Raw genomic sequence first — 16,351 nt, 5'->3', positions numbered from 1 at the left:
CAGGACTCTACTTCATCTTCAGCTAGGAAATGCGCGTGCCCCAGTTGGCGAGTTGCGCGCGCCTCCCGCCGATCAATGGGGCCTGTGCTCGTGCCGTCCATTCCAAGACTTGCCCTCCGAATGCGGTTGCGATTGTGCAATGGCGGCTTTCCCCTGGGCCGGGGACCACAACCACGGCAGCTCGGCAATGACATCAGAGGCCTTCGGTGTACCGAGACCGGTCACCGCATCCCACCCCGGTCCGGCACTGTACCCAGTGATGTCGACCGGGTTGTTGGAGGCGTCGTACTCGAGTGCCGAGTTGGTTCCGCTGGTGACGTCGTGGAAGGGCTTGAGGAAGCCCAGCGCCTGGATCAGCCCCATGTTATACAGGGCGGCGTTGATGAACCCGTAGTTATGGCCTACGGTTTGGTCCGCGATGGCGGTGAGTGCCGCCCACTGAGGCGAGCCCGCGCTCGTGCCACCGAACCGATAGAAGCCGACTGGAACGCCCGGCATATTCAGATAGGTGAGAACGCCGTGCAGGACGGCGGCGTTGTAGGAGACGTCGCCCTCTCCGCGCATCTTCCCGCGGATTGTCCCCTGCTGGTAATAAGGCTTGTCCCAGACCGTGCTGAAGCCGCCCCCGCTGGCGATCGTGCTGTCAAAATAGGGCTGGAAGTCTCCGTACGGCGGGCCTTCGTTCCAGGCGATCTCACTCTGGTAGGTGCCTGGGGCAGGGTTGCTGGCCGGGTCGCACCCGAGTGACACGAGACAGTAGTCGGCGGCATGCAGCTCGGTCCCGCCCACGCCCGTCACCAGAGGGTCGGAGGCCGGCGAGGATGTGGACTTGATCCACGAGCTGCCGTCGCAGGAGGGCTGCGCCGCTCCCTCGTCGCCTGTGGAAGCGAAAATCGTGATCCCCTTCTTGGTCGCCTTCACGAACGCCTGGTGCCAGGCTGCGGTGAGATCCGGACCGAGACAGGTATCGGACTCGCCAAAGCTCATCGAGATGACGTCGCCGCGGTTGTTGTTGACCGCGTCGTTGAAGGCGCTGAGGAGAGCGACGTCGGAGTTGTCCGCGCCAAGCTCAAGCACGATGTTGGCGCCGGGGGCGATGGCATGCGCCCACTCGACATCCAGCGAGATTTCCTCGGCCCATCCGGGATCGTACGGACCGAAACCGTCCGGGGCCACCTGGGTAAAGGTCGGTGTGCCTGGACCGGCATTCATCTGCGGCAAGCCATAGAAGCTGTTGAAGTACGCCAGCTGGCTCTCGATATTCGGGTGCGAGAAAGCATCGATGATCACGATCGTCTTCCCCGTGCCATCGAAGCCTTTGCTGATGAGGTTGTCCACGTTGTAGGCATGCCGCATCTGAAACGGGTCGTAGCACTGTCCTACGCTCAGTCCGACCTGGCAGCTGAATAGCCCATATCCGGGGTCAGTGACGCCGGTGGGGATCGCATTCGGGCCACGCAGGGCGTCGGGGTGTACTTTGGCCGTTTTGCTACCGGCTGGCGGACGGTCGGCGGCTACGGACGCAACTGACGCGAACCCGACGAGCAGGGCCAGCGTCAGAATCGAGGTGCGAATGAGTAGTTTCTGCATGCAGAATCTCTCCTGGCAAGCATGGGTAGGAAAAAGCCGCATCAATACACTTTCTCGGAGGTGACCTGCGGAATCGGTCGCCGCCTTTGCTGGCTTGCGGGGCCCTGGAGAGAAGCGAGAAGGCAGTGAACCGAACAAACTGGCCCCCGTGAAATGCGCGCCATTGTTCGCGCCGCAGCAGGAGAAGTCAAGATGCAAAAGGTTGCACTCGAGTGTGCAAAACGCTGGAGCAGCGCGAATCTGCATGATTCCAGCCGTCGGGGACCGGGACCCGGGCAACGCGTGAAAAAGTTTGCAACCTGCGACTGTTACAATCTGATTTCACGCCATGGTCGACATTCACTGCCACATCCTGCCCGAGGTGGACGACGGCGCCAAGGACTGGGACGCAGCCGCCGAGATGTGCCGCGTCGCCGCCGCCGATGGCGTGACTCATATCGCCGCCACCCCTCATGCCAACGACGAATACGCCTATGACCGGGGCCTGCTGCGCAGCAAGCTGACCCGATTGCAGGGAATCGCCGGGGAATGGCCGATGCTGACCCTGGGCTGCGATTTCCATTTCTCCTACGAGAACGTCCGTGCGGCCCTGGCGGACGCGACCCGGTTCACCATCGGCAACTCGCAGTACTTGCTGGTCGAGTTCAGCGACTTCGCGCTTTCGCCACCCATGCGCGATGCCCTGGTCAGGCTGCGCAATACCGGTGTGGTCCCGATCGTCACCCATCCGGAACGGAACCTGCTGATGCAGCGCGATCCCGGCCTGATCCTGAAGCTGTTGGAACTGGGCTGCCTGGTGCAGGTGACGGCATCATCGCTGGCCGGAAGGTGGGGAGAGTCGGCGCAGAAATCGGCGGTCTGGCTGTTGGAGCACGAAGCCGTGCACGTGCTGGCCAGCGACGCCCATGATCCCGTCCGCCGGCCTCCTGTGCTCTCTGCGGGGCGTGAGGCAGCGGCCAAGATCTGCGGCCAGGATGTGGCGCGAGCGCTGGTGGATGACAATCCGCGCGCCATCATCAACGGCGAACCAGTCCCCTTCCGACCTCAACCGGAGGCTGCCCGCCCCGGACGCCGGCGCTGACCTGACAGCATCGTCGCGGGAACACGCCAAGCACGGTGGGTTGCGAGGTCATCCCTGGGTCCCGGTCGCGGGTTTGGCGTCGGAGGGCATGGCGGCGACGGCCAGCTCGACCGTGTCGTACGCCCTCAGGACACCGAGCAAGCGGGTGATGCTCAGGGTTTGCCGGACCTTTTCGTTGATGCGGGCCAGCTTCAAAGTCCCCCCGGCTGAGACGGCGGAAGTCAGTATGGCCAGCAGGGTCCCGACGCCACCACTGTCGATGTCGCGCACCTGGGCGAAGTCGAGCACCACGAGCGGGTTCTCGGCGATGAGCTTCTTGACCTCGGAGCGCAGCAGCGTGGTTTCGTCGCCGAACACGACCCGGCCGATGCATTCCACGACGGTGGCCTGGGGCAATCTCAAGACCTTGATCTGAAGCGGCATAAGCACCTGTCAATCTGCTGCGCCAAGAGGGTAGCTCCGCCCGCTGCGAAGTACAAGGGGCGCAGGCCCGGAGCGCTATCCAGGGTGGTTGCAGGCACGCATTTCGCTTGGGTCACGCCGTCGAACTGCGATATAAGAAAAACTCTGGCGGCCAGCGCTCCTACGCATGCCCGGAAAAGCGAAAAGACCGAAAGCCAAACCAAGAAAGTCCAGTCCGTCGGGCGGCGCCGCGGGCAAGACCGTACTCCGTGCGGCGTCCAGCGCGGAGCAGGCGCTGCGGGAGAGCGAAGCGAAGTTCCGGGCGGTCACCGAGACCACCGTCTCCGCCATCTTCATCGTCCAGAACGACCGTTACGTGTACGTTAACCCGGCGTGCGAACAGATCAGCGGCTACTCCCGCCAGGAGCTCCTCCGGATGCCGTACTGGCAACTGAGCTCGCCGGAGGAGCGCGAGATGGCGGTGCAGATGGCCAAGGCGCGGCTGCGGGGCGAGCCGGCCCCGGCGCGCCAGGAACGAAAGCTCATCCGCAAGGATGGCGGTATCCGCTGGCTCGACTTCACGGCCACGGTCATCGAGTTCCAAGGCGCCCCCGCCATCCTGGGAACGGCCTTCGACATCACCGAGCGCAAGCACGCCGAGGACGACCTCCGGGTGCAGAAGGCCTACCTCGAGCAACTGTTCGACAGCGCCCCGGAAGCCATTGCCCTGCTCAACCACGAACGCTCCATCGTGCGGGTCAACCGGGAATTCCAGCGTTTGTTCGGCTACGGACCCGGGGAATGCGTCGGCCGGGACATCGACATGATCGTGCCCGAAGAGCGGCGCGCCGAATCGGGGTTCATCCTCGACACGCTGAGCCGCGGCGGGCCGGTGAACGTGGAGACCACGCGCCGCCGCAAGGACGGCTCGGTGGTGCAGGTCTCCATGCTGGCCACGCCCATCAGCCTGAGCCGCAGCCAGACGGCCATGTACCTGATCTTTCGCGACATCACCGAGCAGAAACGGGCCCAGGAGGCGTTGCGCGAGAGCGAAAGCAAGTTCCGCACGGTGGCCGAGACCGCTCCCATCGCCATCTATATCCACGATGGCGAACGGTTCCTGTATCTGAACCCGGCCAGCGAGCAGATCTCCGGCTACTCCCGGGCGGAACTGCTGCAGCACGGACCCTGGCGCCTGGTCCACCCCGAGTACATGGAACTGCTTCGCCGGAGGACGGCGGCGCGGCAGCGCGGGGAGAACGTGCTGACGCGCTACGAGTTCCCGATCATTGCCAAGTCCGGGGAGACGCGCTGGCTCGACTTCAGCGCCGGCGTCATCCAGTTCGAGGGGCAGCAGGCGATCCTGGCTACGGCCGTGGACATCACCGAGCGCAAGCGGGCGGAGGGTCTGCAGACTGCCCTGTATCGCATCGCCGATACTGCCCGCCAGGCCGGCGAACTGCCGCAGCTCTACGCCGCCATCCACCGCATCGTGGGCGAGCTGATGTACGCCAAGAACTTCTACATCGCGGTCTATGACCCGGAGACGCAGCTGCTGAGCTTCCCCTACTTCGTGGACCAGGAAGACGCCACGCCGGCGCCGAAGCCGCTGGGCAAAGGCCTGACGGAATACGTGCTGCGGACCGGCAAGCCGCTGCTGGCGACGCCCGAGCGCTTCGCCGAGCTGGTCGCCAGCGGCGAGGCCGAGAGCATCGGGGCGGCCTCGCTGGATTGGGTCGGGGTCCCGCTGAAGCACGGCGACCAGACTTTCGGGGTGCTGGTGGTGCAGACCTACGAGCCCAACGTGCGCTATGGCGAGAAGGAAGCGGAGATCCTGACCTTCGTCTCCCAGCATGTAGCGGGCGCGATCGAGCAGAAGCGCAGCCAGGAGCGCCTGCGGGACTCGGAATCGCGCTACCGCACCCTGGTGCAGAGCGCCGTGTACGGCATCTATCGCTCTTCGGCGATCGAAGACCGCTTCCTCGACGTGAACCCGGCCCTGGTGTCCATGCTCGGCTACTCCTCGGTCGAGGAAGTGCTGGCGCTGAAGATCTCGCGGGACATCTACTGGGACGCCGAGGAGCGCATGCGGCTGCTGACCGAGCACGGGCAGCGCGACCGCATCGACAGCATCCAGGCGCGCTGGAAAAAGAAGGACGGCAGCCCGCTGACCGTCCGCCTGAGCGGGCGCACGGTGCGCGACCTGCGCGGGCGCGTGGCGGCCTTTGAGATGATCGCCGAGGACATCACCGAGCGCGCCGCCCTCGAACTCCAGCTCCTGCAATCCCAGAAGATGGAGGCGGTGGGACGGCTGGCCGGCGGCGTCGCCCACGACTTCAATAACCTGCTTACCGTCATCAAGGGCTACGGCGAGCTGATGCTGGATGAACTGAGAGCCAACGACCCCATGCGCGCCGAGGTCGAAGAGATCCAGAAGGCGGCCGACCGCGCCGCTTCCCTCACCCGCCAGTTGCTGGCCTTCAGCCGCCGCCAGGTGCTGGCCCCCAAGATCATCGACCTGAACAACGTGGTCGCCAACATGGACAAGCTGCTGCGACGGCTGCTGGGCGAGGACGTCGAGCTGCACACCGTGCTCGATCCCAAGCTGGGCCGGGTGAAGGCCGACCCCGGCCAGGTGGAACAGGTCATCATGAACCTCGCGGTCAACGCGCGCGACGCCATGCCCAGCGGCGGCAAGCTCACCATCGAGACCCAGAACCTGGAGCTCGATTCCTTCTACGCGCGCGAGCACGTGACCGTCGCGCCCGGGCCCTACGCCATGCTGGCGGTCAGCGATACCGGCATGGGCATGGACGCCGAGACCCAGTCCCACATCTTCGAGCCCTTCTTCACCACCAAGGACCAAGGCAAGGGCACCGGCCTGGGGCTCTCGACCGTGTACGGCATCGTGAAGCAGAGTGGGGGATACATCTGGGTCTATAGTGAGCCGGGCCGCGGCACCACCTTCAAGGTGTATCTCCCGCGGGTGAGCGACGAAGCGGTAAGCGCCGAGTCGGGCGAGGTCGGCCACGAGAGCCACCGCGGCAACGAGACCGTGCTGCTGGTGGAAGACGAGGACGGGGTGCGCGCCCTCATCCGCCAGGTGCTGGTCCGCAATGGCTACAAAGTCCTGGAAGCGCGGCACGGCGAGGAAGCCGCCCTGCTGGCTGATGGGCACAAAACATCCATCCACCTCTTGCTCACCGACGTGGTGCTGGCCAAGATGTCGGGCCGGGAACTGGCGCAAAAGCTGGCGCCTTCGCGTCCCGGGATGCAGGTGATCTTCATGTCGGGCTACACCGACGAGGCCATCATCCACCACGGCATGCTCACCCCGGGCACCAAGTTCCTGCAGAAACCCTTCACCACCGACACTCTCATGCACACGGTACGCGAGGTGCTCGACTCCGCCAGGGCCAAAGCCGCCGAGACTGGAAGTTGAGGTGGACGCTCCGCCCATCACCTTCGACCGGGCGGCGGTTTCGCGCCGCGGCCGCCGGCTGGAGATCTTCACCATCCTCTGGAACAGTGCCGAAGCAGTGGTGGCGCTGGTCGCCGGCGCGGTCGCCGGCAGCATCTCCCTGGTCGGGTTCGGCATTGATTCCCTGATCGAAGTGACTTCGGGCGCTGCCTTGCTGTGGCGCATGGGCGTGGATGACGACCCTGCGCGACGGGAGCGGATCGAACAGAAGAGCCTGAAGATCGTCGGCGGCTGCTTCGTGGCACTGGCCCTGTACATCGCGTACGAGGCGGTGGAGACGCTGTGGCGTCACCAGGCGGCGGAGCGCAGCCTGCCCGGGATCGTGCTGGCTGCGGTCTCCCTGGCCGCCATGCCCCTGCTGTCGCGGGCCAAGCGCAGGGTCGCGGCGTCGCTGAACAGCGCCGCCATGGCCGCCGACGCCAAGCAGACCGAATTCTGCGCTTATCTCTCCGCCATCCTGCTGGCCGGGCTGCTGCTGAATGCGGCGCTGGGCTGGTGGTGGGCCGACCCCGTGGCTGCCCTGCTGATGGTCCCGATCATCGCCAACGAAGGCCGGGAAGCACTTACCGGAAAACGCTGCTCCTGTGACTGAGCGGACCACCCTGCGCCAAGATCGGCGAAAGGGTGGGCCGCCCGAACGCGGTTACCCCTGAAGAAAGTTCTTGAGCAGGTTGAGCACTCCGGCCCACCCCTGACCGTAGTCCTTGCGCGAGATGGGTTCCTGGGCCAGGCCGCTGTGGGTCACGCGCACCCGCGTGCCGCTCGCCGTGGGCGTCAGCTCCCAGCGAACGATGGTGCGGGCCTCCGGATGCTCGTGCCAGTTGGCGATCCAGCTCCAGACCAGCAGGCGCGGCGGATCGATCTCCAGCACCTCACCGTGGCACTCGAACTCGGCAAGGCCGCGCTTGCGCAACTGCTCGCCCACGTCCCCGTGCATCTCGCCCGGCGCGGGCTTGCAGCGGTAGACGTACTTGCCGCCCTGGCGCGCATCCATGTCGAAGGTCAGGAGTTCGACGGTCGGCTCCTTGCCCCACCAAGTGAAGAGCTGCTTGGGGTCGGTGAGTGCCCGAAACACGCGCTCGGGCGGGGCTGCAATCTCGATCTCCTGGGAGACGGCATCCTGTTCCGGAATGGGTTTTGCTGCGGTCATCAGAAAATCCTTTCTTACCTGTGCTTGGCTCGCTGCGGCCGGCGCGACCCTTCTCTTTCCACGAAAGACTTGAGCGCGCCCAGCTTGTTGTCCCAGAAGACCCGGTAGTGCTCCAGCCAGTGGTCCACCGCCCGGAGCGGAGCCGGATCGAGTTGGTAGAAGCGGTGGCGTCCCCGCCGATATTCCCGCACCAGGCCGGCGCGGCGCAGCTGGCGCAGGTGCTTGGAGATGGCGGGGCGCGAGACCGGGAACGAGCGCGCGATCTCTCCCGCCGGCCGGGTCCCCTGCCGCAGCAGGTCCAGCACCGCGCGCCGGGTCGGGTCGGAGAGCGCCGGGAAGGCCAGGGCCGACAAATGCGTAACCGTTTGGTTTCGCATAATACGTAACGATAAGGTTACGGAATTCGCCGTGTCAAGTAAAAACCGCGCCCTGGGGCGCGGCCGGGGGAACGCGGGGACCTGCGGTGCTACTGGCGGAAGGCGGAGCCGCCGGACCTCTCGGGCGCCGTGGCGGGGACGGCGGCCGTGGCCGCGGTCTCGGGGTTGATCAGGTTCTCCTTGCTGGGGCCGAGGCCCAGCTTGATGAGCGCCCGCGCATCGGGGACGGTCTTGGTCTGCCAGCCGTGATCGGCCTGGTAGCGCTGCATGGCTTCCTTGGTGCGCTGGTCCCATTGCCCGCTGGGTTCGCCGTCCAGGTAGTGCTCGCGGATCAGCGCCGTCTGGATCTGCTGGGCGCGCTGCTCGTCGATGGAGCGCTGCCCGCGCACCTTCCTTGCGGTCTTCTTGCTGCTCTTCTTGCTCTTGGTGGAGTGCTTGGCGGGCTTGCTGGAACTCTTCTTCTGCGTGGTCTTCTGGGTCGTGGCCGGGGAGACACTGGCGAACATCAGGAGCGTCGCCAGCAGCGCTGCTATATGGTGGAAGGTCGAGAACCGGATTCGCAAATCGCACCTCAAGGCTGGGATCTGCCGGAGCAACTGCACCTGTTGAAACCAGTCGCGCCGGCGAGAAATCCGCCAGCGCAACGGCATCATGCCATCTTTGGATGCCATTGCGCCAGCGAAATGATGGCTGCTGCTGGTTACTTACGGGAGCGTACCGCTGAGGAAGATGGTGCCGGCATTGCGCCCTCTTCCCTGCCGTACCAGGAAGGCGACGTCCTGGCCGCTCTTCAACTGCGCGGTGATCTTGCGGAAGTCGTCCTCGCTGTTCACCGGCTGGCGGTTGATTTCCAGGATGACGTCGCCGCGGCTGAAGCCCAGGTCGTCGGCGAACGAGCCCTGCTTGACGTCGGAGACGATGACGCCCTTACCCGCCGGGATGTCAAGCCGGTCGGCCATGTCGGGCGTGACCGCGCGCACGCTCAGGCCCAGCTTGGATTCGATGGGTTGCGATTCGCCTCCACTCTCCGGTTCCTCGCCGCCCAGCCGCGAGCTGAACAGCTTGGCGCGGTCGGCGATGGTCACCGTGGTCGTTCCCTCCTTGCCGTTGCGCATGTAGGTGAGCTTGGTCTTGGTGCCGGGCTTGCGGCTGGCGATCTCGGAAACCAGCTCGTCACCGGATTTGATCGCCTTGCCGTCCACCGCGATGATGGCGTCGCCCACCTTCAGGCCCGCCTGGTCGGCGGGGCTGCCGGCCGTGACTTCGGCGATGATGACCCCGTTCTTGATGCCATAGACGCGCTGCAGCGCCGGGTTGGGCTGGGCGTTGAACAGCACTCCGATGGAGCCGCGGGTCACGCGATGCTCCGGCGAGATCAGCTGGTTGTAGACGCTGACCACGGTGTTCGAAGGCAGGGCGAAACCCACGCCCTGGTAGCCCATGGACTGGGTGAAGATGGCGGTGTTGATGCCGATGACCTCGCCGTTCATGTTCACCAGCGGCCCGCCGGAGTTGCCCGGATTGATGGCGGCGTCGGTCTGGATGAACGACTGGAACTGGCGCTGGGGCACGATGTTGCGTCCCTTGGCGGAGACGATGCCGGCGGTGACCGTCTCTTCCAGGCCGAAGGGGCTACCGATGGCCAGCACCCAATCGCCCACCTGCATGCCGTCGGAATTGCCCAGCTTGGCCGCCGGCAGCGGCTTCTTGGCCTCGATCTTGATAACGGCCAGGTCGGTCTCTTTGTCGGTGCCGATGACCTTGGCGTCATAGGTGACGCCCGGAGGATCGTTCTGCAACTGCACCCGGATGCGGTCCGCCTTGTCTACCACGTGCTCATTGGTGACGATGTAGCCGTTGGGATCGACGATGACGCCCGAGCCGAGGCTGCGCTCGCGGATGCCCTGGTCGCTGCCCGGGCCCGCGTCATCCCCGCCCTGCCCGCCGAAGAAGCGGTCGAAGAAGTCCTGGAACGGGTCCTGCGGGTCGGGTTGCTGCTGCTGCCCGCCCGGGCTGCGGCGTCGCCGGTGCGGATTCGCCTGGGGCTTGACCGTGGCTTCCGTATTGATGTTCACCACGCTCGGCTCCAATTGCTTGGCGATGGTGGAGAACGTGGAGCTCAACTGCTGCGGCGCCGGCACTTGCAGCTGCGCCGCGTCCGCACTGGGGTTCTTGCTCTCCTTGCCCTTCACCCCGTGCGTCACCACGGTGCCGATCAGGATACCGACTGCCAGCGTGGCGATCACCAGCAGCGTGGAGGCGCCCCCCCGAGCTTTGAAACGATTGAACCACCCGCTTGTACGCGGATCCATTACCTTCCCTCCGGCAAAGACACCAATCCATCATTATACCCACGGGGAAGAACCCGCCTTGCGCAGGGTAGTTGCTGGATCAGGGTCACTGAAGAATCAGAGCCTTTGTGTACTTAGATTAGACGCGCCCTACAGAAGATTCGTTATCCGAGTCACGCATTTCCCGCTTCGGAACCGGCGGCTTCCGCCCCCAACTCCGCTTTCATCTCCTCGGCGGTGCCCTTCAGTTCGGCGACCAGGATGCCACCCAGGATCAGGACTGATCCGGCGCTGGCGCGGTATCCCAGGCGCTCGCGTAAGACCAGAAAGCTGGTGAGCCAGGCGAATACCTGCTCCATCAGGAAGATCAGCGCGGTGTGGGTGGGAGGCAGGAACTGCTGTGCCCAGGCCTGGATGGTAAAGGCCGCGGCGGTGCACAACAGGCCGGTGACCACGATGGCGGCGATCACCCGCGGCGACCACACGATGGCGGGATGCTCCATCAGGGGCGCGGTGGCGGTCATGAAAGTGGCCGCGGCCACGATCTGCAGCGGCCCGACCTGCTCGAAGCGGTGGTGCAGCATGACCTTGCCCACGACGATGATCTGGAATCCGAAGACCACGGCGCAGCCCAGGGTCAACAGGTCGCCGCGGTTGATGGCCGCGAGTCCGAGGCCCTGGCCCGCGGGCACCGTCAGCAGGTACAGGCCGATCATGGCCAGGGCGACGCCCAGGGCGGTGCGCCGGTTGATGCTGCGCCGCCAGAAAAGGCCCAGGAAGACCGGCACCAGCACGGTGGATACTCCAGTGATGAACGCCGACTTGGAGGGCGTGGTGTACACCAGGCCCTTGGTCTGGAAGGAGTATCCGGCCCACAGCAGTGCGCCCAGCAGCGCGCCCACCTTCAAGGTCGCCGGCGGCACGTGCTTCAAGTGCCGGCGATAGATCAGGACCAGGGTAACCGCCCCCAGGATCATGCGCAGGGCGTTGAAGGTGAACGGCGTCACCTGCCGCAGGGCGTCTTTGATCTGGACGAACGTGGCTCCCCAGAAGAAGGTAGCCAGCAGCAACAGCAGGTGCGCCTTGAGGGAGCGGGACACGCGAGGAGATTACCAGACATCCCCCACTTGCTAAGGGCGGGCCGGTGTGGGACACCGCGTGCGGCGATGGCGCCGGCAGGCGGCTGTCAGACTACCCCAGCCTCCTGCGGCGTGCCGCGCCCCCAATACCGAGCAGGCCGGTGCCCAGCATGACCAGTGCGGATGGTTCTGGAACGGCCCCAGTCGTCGTATTGGACCAAGTGAACTGAGCCGGGTAATTCTCGGGCATATGTGGCGTGTCGCCACAGGTATGGGGAGCGACTACGCATAGGTAGTCACTGCCGTGGTAGTCATACAGATTGTAGTCGACGCCTCCAACGCTGAAGGCAATCCCACCGTAGTCGAGGGAAGCTCTGTCCACAAACAGCAGGTTGTCGCTTGGTCCCCCGTACGTGCCGTAAGGCAGTAACGTCATCGACTCTCCGTTGAGAGTCCCGGATATGCTTGTTATCTGGTATGAATCCCCGGACAGCGGGTCGGTGGTGAATGTCCCGCTCGCCGAAATGGGAATGCCCGTAGTGATGATGGAGAAGGTGATCGAGTCAGCCCGACCTGGTACCGGGATCAGCAAGAGCCCACCCGCCAATGTGAGAAACATCTTCGCCAGCAGTTTCAATTTGCGTTCCCCTAATAGTGCAATTCTCTTAGCCGCAATTTTAAGACCCATTCGGGAAGAATTCACAATGTTGCAACAATTAGACTTACATGGCACTCGGGTAACCGACTTCAGTGATCGAGATGCAAGATGTTGCACATTAATGGCAGGTAGAGGGCTACAAGTGCTAAGTCCTTTGAATCAAGAGATCAGGGGTGTGGGGGGTAGGGGCACCCGGGTATGTCAGCAGCGTGGGGAAATGTATAATCCGCGAACTTTCATGAACCCTGCACCCTCGCAGCGGCAGTCCAGTGGCCTGGACCGCGAGCTGGAGATCTATCAGCGCGGATTGTTGGGCGAACGCCCGGCAGTCCCCGTCTCGCTCTCCCGCCTGGAACAGAAGGCCAAGGAACTGCTGACGCCCGAAGCCTACGACTACGTGGCGGGCTCCGCCGGCGGCGAGGCGACCGCCCGCGCCAACCTCGAAGCCTTTTACCGCTGGCGCATCGTGCCCCGGATGCTGCGCAACGTCTCGCAGCGCGACTTATCCATCGAGTTGCTCGGTCTGAAGTTGCCCGCCCCGGTGCTGCTTGGCCCCGTCGGGGTGCAGGGGATGGTCCATTCGGAAGCGGAGTTGGCCTCCAGCCGGGCCGCGGCCTCGCTCGGGGTCCCGTTCGTGCTGAGCACCGTCTCCTCGCGCTCCATCGAGGAAGTCGCGCAAGCTATGGGATCCGCTACCCGCTGGTTCCAGCTCTACTGGGGCAAGGACATGGAGCTCACCGCCAGCATGCTGCGGCGCGCGGAAAAAGCCGGCTACGGCGCGGTGGTGGTCACGCTCGACACTTCCATGCTGGCCTGGCGCGAGCGTGACCTCAGTTATCCATACCTGCCGTTCCTGCTGGGACAGGGACTGGCCAACTACTTCAGCGATCCCGTGTTCCGCGGCCATCTGCCCAAGCCTCCGGAGGAGGACCCGGCGGCGGCCATCCGCCTGTGGGGAGCGCTTTTCTCCAACACCAGCCTGACCTGGCAGCACCTTCGTCAGTTGCGCGAGCACACCCAGCTTCCCATCGTGCTGAAGGGTATCCTGCACCCGGACGACGCCCGCAAAGCGCTGGAGCACGGCGCCGACGGCATCATCGTCTCCAACCATGGCGGACGCCAGGTGGACGGTGCGGTGGCGTCACTCGACGCCCTCCCCGGCGTGGTCAAGGCGGTCGGCGACCAGGTGCCCATACTCTTCGACAGTGGGATTCGCCGCGGCGCCGACGTCATCAAGGCCATCGCCCTGGGCGCCCGCGCCGTGCTCCTCGGCCGCCTCTACATCTGGGGACTGGCCTCTGCCGGCGAACCAGGGGTCCGGGAGGTGCTGCTCAACCTGTTGGCCGACACCGACCTGACCTTGGGCTTGAGCGGCTACAGCTCGCTCGCCGAACTGGACCCTGCGGCTCTGGCCCCGGCGAAGGACTAGTCCCCGCACTCCCTGGTTGCGTTACACTTACGCTCTCGGGAGCAGCCCAGCAATGTCGAGCCCCCTGCGATCGGCGGCCGCGCGCATCCTTGTGACGATCGTGCTGCTGGCCGTGCCTGCTCTCCCGGTCACCAAGTCGCGGCCCAATCTCTCCGGGATCTGGAAGCTCGATCGCGACTTGACCACCGCGCCCTACGTGAAGGACGACATCCTGGTCGTACGCCAGAGCAAGCAGCGGGTCAAGTTCATCTACCAGACTGACGGCAACGTCACCGGCACCGACGTCTTCGTCACCGACGGCAAGGAGATGGACCGCTACAAGACGCGCATCGAGCGCGCCTATTATCGGGCGGCGTGGAAAGCCGACGAGCTGGTGATCGTCACCCAGCATGTGCTCGATGCCCTGGGCTACCAGAGCTACAAGGAGACCGACAGTTGGACCCTCGATGCCGAGGGCAAAACCCTCACTCAGCATCTCTCCGACGGCAAAGTCGCCGTCTACTACTACACGGGGCCGGCGCCGGAGGACCACAGCGACGAAATCAAGGAATTCCGAGCCGTCGCCCCCTACTCCGGCGGCCTTGAGCTCCACGCTGGCGGGGATTGCCGCTTCGACCTGAGCGGAACGCTGAAGAACGCCATGCTCGGAACTGCGACCTACCGCCTCTGCCTGGCGCCGGAAAAGGAAGCGGCCGTGGAACCGGCGCGCTGCAATCCCCTGCAGGGCACGATGAACATCACCGGCGAGGACGGCTTCAGCGCTTTCGTGATGAAGATCTCAGGGCGTTACTGTCCTGGCGACGAGGATTTCCTGGGCAGCTACGAGGTCGATGCCAATCGCATCACCGGCACCTTCAACCAGCACCTGACCGGAGGCTCGGGCGTGCTGGAGTTCAGCCGCCACACCGAAACCGTGGTGCTGTACGGGGTCTTGCTTTACGAGTGACCCAGTGCTCCGGCCCGCCGAGGCCGAAACGACTGGCAGAACCGATTGCTGTTGCGAAATTCCGCACCAAGCCGCTCGGCTTAGGGTGAATTGACTCAAGAATCTCCCCTATCAGCCTGCCCCGCACGGACAACTGGCCAACAAACACATTGCTGGGTAAGGAGTTATTGGCGCGGCTCCAGGTTCTGCGAGTGCGGCGCTGGGATTGCACCAACCACTGGCGTGGGGTGGTCATATGAGCAAAGCCCAATCGACAGCGCCAGCCAATCGCACACCGGCACCATTCATCGTCCAGCGCAACCTAGGCGCTGTTCGCAACGACCGCGTGGCCCGGCCCACGTTCCCAGGCGAGCTGGGCAAACGCTACGAGGTCCTGGAGCGGATATCGGCGCAGTGGTCCCCAGTCACCGTTCTTACCGTGATCAACGGTGGCCGCAGGCAGTAAAGACATGAACCTGGAGCAAAAGCTCGCTGCCGCATTGTGGGACCAGAGGTGCCTGTTCTGGCGGGTGTTGCTGGGAACAGCGCCCCCCGACTGGAAGTTGCTGGAAGACCTCCACGCCTCGATCTGCGCCGCCGAGGCCCGCTACCGCCAGGTTCACATTGATTCCCGCCAATCGCAACTGCAGAGCGCGTGGAAGTACGCCCTGATGGGCAGCGCTCCGAACTGGCCCTCGCTGGAACGCATCGACGCGGAGCTGGCCGCCCTCGAGCAGCAGTCCGCCCCTTGTGAGCCGCCCGCCGAAGACGACCTTTAGTTGGGGGGCCGCGGGTACACGCTTTTCCCGCCGAGGTAGGTCTCCAACACCTTCGTCCTGAGGAGCTGCGCAGGCGGCGTCTTGGTGATGTCACGATCCAGGACGATGAAGTCCGCCAGCATCCCGGGGGCGAGCCGGCCTTTGTCGCGCTCGGCGAACTCGGCATAGGCCGAGCCCACGGTGTAGGCCTCGATGGCCTCATCGATGGTGAGCTTCTGCTCGGGATAGTAGCTGCTCTTCCCGTCCTCGCTCAGGCGCGTGACCGCCGCGTACAAGCCGCGGAAGGGGTTCATCGGCTCGACCGCGAAATCGGTGCCGAACGCCAGGCGCACGCCCTGGGCCAGGAACGACCGCCAGGGATAGGACGTCTTCGCCCGCTCCGGACCCAGCCGCGCCAGCGCCCAGTGCATGTCGGTCAAGAGATGCGAGGGTTGCACCGAGGCGATCACACCCAGCTCTGCGAACTGGCTGATCTGCGCCGGGTCGATCACCTGGTCGTGCTCGATGCGGAAGCGTAACTGATTGCCGCGGCGACCCTCCGCCGAGCTCTGGTTGCGCCAGTTGTAGCGCACCTCCGCCTGGGCGATGGCGTCGAGCGCCATCTGCGCGCCGCGGTCGCCGATGGCATGGAAGCCGACCTGGAATCCTTGCAGGGCGAGCTCCGCGGCCTTGTCGTTCATCACGCCCTGCTCCATGCGGACGATGCCAGTGTTGCCGGGATCGTCGCTATAGGGCTGGAGCAGAGCCGCCGAGCGCGAACCCAGCGAGCCGTCGAGATAGACCTCGCCCACCATGCCGGTGTGTAGCATGGGGTCGTCCTGGGGGTGATGGGCGCGGTGCTTGACCAGCGTGTCCGCCGGTTCGTGGAAACTCAGCCAGCGTGTGATGCGCACCGTGAGCTTGCCTTCCCTTTGCAGGTCTTCGTAGAGGAGGAAGTCGCTCCATTCGCTGGGGTCGTCTTCGGCGGTGATGCTGTCCTGGACGGAGGTCAGGCCCCACTCGCGCGCCTCCTGCAGCGCCAACTCGATCCCGCGGCGGCGCTGCGCCGGCGACGCCTTTGGCATCGCCGCGTAGAACTGGTCCCACACCGCCTCGCGGATGATGCCGGT

15 protein-coding genes are annotated in these 16,351 nt (G+C 64.9%); 6 read left to right on the top strand and 9 right to left on the bottom strand.

Annotation, left to right across the window (positions count from 1 at the left end; translation table 11 throughout):
* Positions 1-72: 72 nt before the first annotated feature.
* Positions 73-1,590: a S53 family peptidase gene (locus tag VMS96_05755; protein HVP42915.1), complete on the bottom strand. Its 1,518-nt coding sequence runs from the start codon at positions 1,588-1,590 to the stop codon at positions 73-75.
* Between the two features lie 328 nt (positions 1,591-1,918).
* Here VMS96_05755 and VMS96_05750 point away from each other — a divergent pair, with 328 nt between their 5' ends.
* Positions 1,919-2,671, top strand: a complete 753-nt coding sequence (locus tag VMS96_05750; GenBank protein ID HVP42914.1) for a CpsB/CapC family capsule biosynthesis tyrosine phosphatase — start codon at positions 1,919-1,921, stop codon at positions 2,669-2,671.
* Between the two features lie 48 nt (positions 2,672-2,719).
* Here the strand turns inward: VMS96_05750 and VMS96_05745 are convergent, their stop codons facing one another.
* A complete protein-coding gene (locus VMS96_05745) occupies positions 2,720-3,094 on the bottom strand; it encodes an STAS domain-containing protein (GenBank protein HVP42913.1) in 375 nt (124 codons plus the stop codon).
* 166 nt (positions 3,095-3,260) lie between these two features.
* On the opposite strand from VMS96_05745, the gene VMS96_05740 reads away from it, so the two are divergent.
* Both VMS96_05740 and VMS96_05735 read left to right on the top strand, forming a co-directional pair.
* A complete protein-coding gene (locus tag VMS96_05740) occupies positions 3,261-6,515 on the top strand; it encodes a PAS domain S-box protein (GenBank protein HVP42912.1) in 3,255 nt (1,084 codons plus the stop codon).
* Position 6,516: 1 nt separating this feature from the next.
* Complete coding sequence (locus VMS96_05735; GenBank protein ID HVP42911.1) at positions 6,517-7,146, top strand: cation transporter; 630 nt, start codon at positions 6,517-6,519, stop codon at positions 7,144-7,146.
* Between the two features lie 51 nt (positions 7,147-7,197).
* Here VMS96_05735 and VMS96_05730 read toward each other — a convergent pair whose 3' ends face one another.
* The 6 genes from VMS96_05730 to VMS96_05705 all read right to left on the bottom strand — a co-directional run bounded on the left by VMS96_05730 (position 7,198) and on the right by VMS96_05705 (position 12,088).
* A complete protein-coding gene (locus VMS96_05730) occupies positions 7,198-7,704 on the bottom strand; it encodes an SRPBCC domain-containing protein (protein HVP42910.1) in 507 nt (168 codons plus the stop codon).
* A gap of 14 nt (positions 7,705-7,718) precedes the next feature.
* Positions 7,719-8,057, bottom strand: a complete 339-nt coding sequence (locus VMS96_05725; protein ID HVP42909.1) for a metalloregulator ArsR/SmtB family transcription factor — start codon at positions 8,055-8,057, stop codon at positions 7,719-7,721.
* A 113-nt stretch (positions 8,058-8,170) separates the two neighbouring features.
* On the bottom strand, positions 8,171-8,644 hold the full coding sequence (locus VMS96_05720) for a peptidoglycan-binding domain-containing protein (protein ID HVP42908.1): 474 nt from the start codon (positions 8,642-8,644) through the stop codon (positions 8,171-8,173).
* A 141-nt stretch (positions 8,645-8,785) separates the two neighbouring features.
* Entirely contained in the window at positions 8,786-10,393 is a 1,608-nt protein-coding gene (locus VMS96_05715; GenBank protein HVP42907.1) for a Do family serine endopeptidase, read from the bottom strand.
* A gap of 152 nt (positions 10,394-10,545) precedes the next feature.
* A complete protein-coding gene (locus VMS96_05710; GenBank protein ID HVP42906.1) occupies positions 10,546-11,472 on the bottom strand; it encodes a DMT family transporter in 927 nt (308 codons plus the stop codon).
* A 91-nt stretch (positions 11,473-11,563) separates the two neighbouring features.
* Entirely contained in the window at positions 11,564-12,088 is a 525-nt protein-coding gene (locus VMS96_05705; protein ID HVP42905.1) for a PEP-CTERM sorting domain-containing protein, read from the bottom strand.
* 259 nt (positions 12,089-12,347) lie between these two features.
* Here VMS96_05705 and VMS96_05700 point away from each other — a divergent pair, with 259 nt between their 5' ends.
* The 3 genes from VMS96_05700 (at position 12,348) to VMS96_05690 (ending at position 15,242) form a co-directional block, all read left to right on the top strand.
* Positions 12,348-13,538 carry a lactate 2-monooxygenase gene (locus VMS96_05700; protein ID HVP42904.1) on the top strand — a complete coding sequence of 397 codons (1,191 nt, stop codon included), beginning with the start codon at positions 12,348-12,350 and terminating at the stop codon, positions 13,536-13,538.
* A gap of 52 nt (positions 13,539-13,590) precedes the next feature.
* Complete coding sequence (locus VMS96_05695; GenBank protein HVP42903.1) at positions 13,591-14,484, top strand: hypothetical protein; 894 nt, start codon at positions 13,591-13,593, stop codon at positions 14,482-14,484.
* Positions 14,485-14,933: 449 nt separating this feature from the next.
* Entirely contained in the window at positions 14,934-15,242 is a 309-nt protein-coding gene (locus VMS96_05690; protein ID HVP42902.1) for a hypothetical protein, read from the top strand.
* Here VMS96_05690 and VMS96_05685 read toward each other — a convergent pair.
* A partial coding sequence (locus VMS96_05685) for an amidohydrolase (protein ID HVP42901.1) occupies positions 15,239-16,351 on the bottom strand: 1,113 nt, incomplete at its 5' end. The genes VMS96_05690 and VMS96_05685 overlap by 4 nt on opposite strands.

The organism is Terriglobales bacterium, from assembly GCA_035543055.1.
Classification (GTDB): Bacteria; Acidobacteriota; Terriglobia; order Terriglobales; family Acidobacteriaceae; genus JAIQFD01.
The sequence above is the reverse complement of the archived record's forward strand: the minus strand, read 5'-3'. Positions and strand labels throughout refer to the sequence as shown.

Coding starts and splice junctions, on each gene's coding strand:
- VMS96_05755 (HVP42915.1), bottom strand. CDS start 1,590: ATGCAGAAACTACTCATTCGCACCTCGATTCTGACGCTGGCCCTGCTC.
- VMS96_05750 (HVP42914.1), top strand. CDS start 1,919: ATGGTCGACATTCACTGCCACATCCTGCCCGAGGTGGACGACGGCGCC.
- VMS96_05745 (HVP42913.1), bottom strand. CDS start 3,094: ATGCCGCTTCAGATCAAGGTCTTGAGATTGCCCCAGGCCACCGTCGTG.
- VMS96_05740 (HVP42912.1), top strand. CDS start 3,261: ATGCCCGGAAAAGCGAAAAGACCGAAAGCCAAACCAAGAAAGTCCAGT.
- VMS96_05730 (HVP42910.1), bottom strand. CDS start 7,704: ATGACCGCAGCAAAACCCATTCCGGAACAGGATGCCGTCTCCCAGGAG.
- VMS96_05715 (HVP42907.1), bottom strand. CDS start 10,393: ATGGATCCGCGTACAAGCGGGTGGTTCAATCGTTTCAAAGCTCGGGGG.
- VMS96_05700 (HVP42904.1), top strand. CDS start 12,348: ATGAACCCTGCACCCTCGCAGCGGCAGTCCAGTGGCCTGGACCGCGAG.
- VMS96_05695 (HVP42903.1), top strand. CDS start 13,591: ATGTCGAGCCCCCTGCGATCGGCGGCCGCGCGCATCCTTGTGACGATC.
- VMS96_05690 (HVP42902.1), top strand. CDS start 14,934: ATGAACCTGGAGCAAAAGCTCGCTGCCGCATTGTGGGACCAGAGGTGC.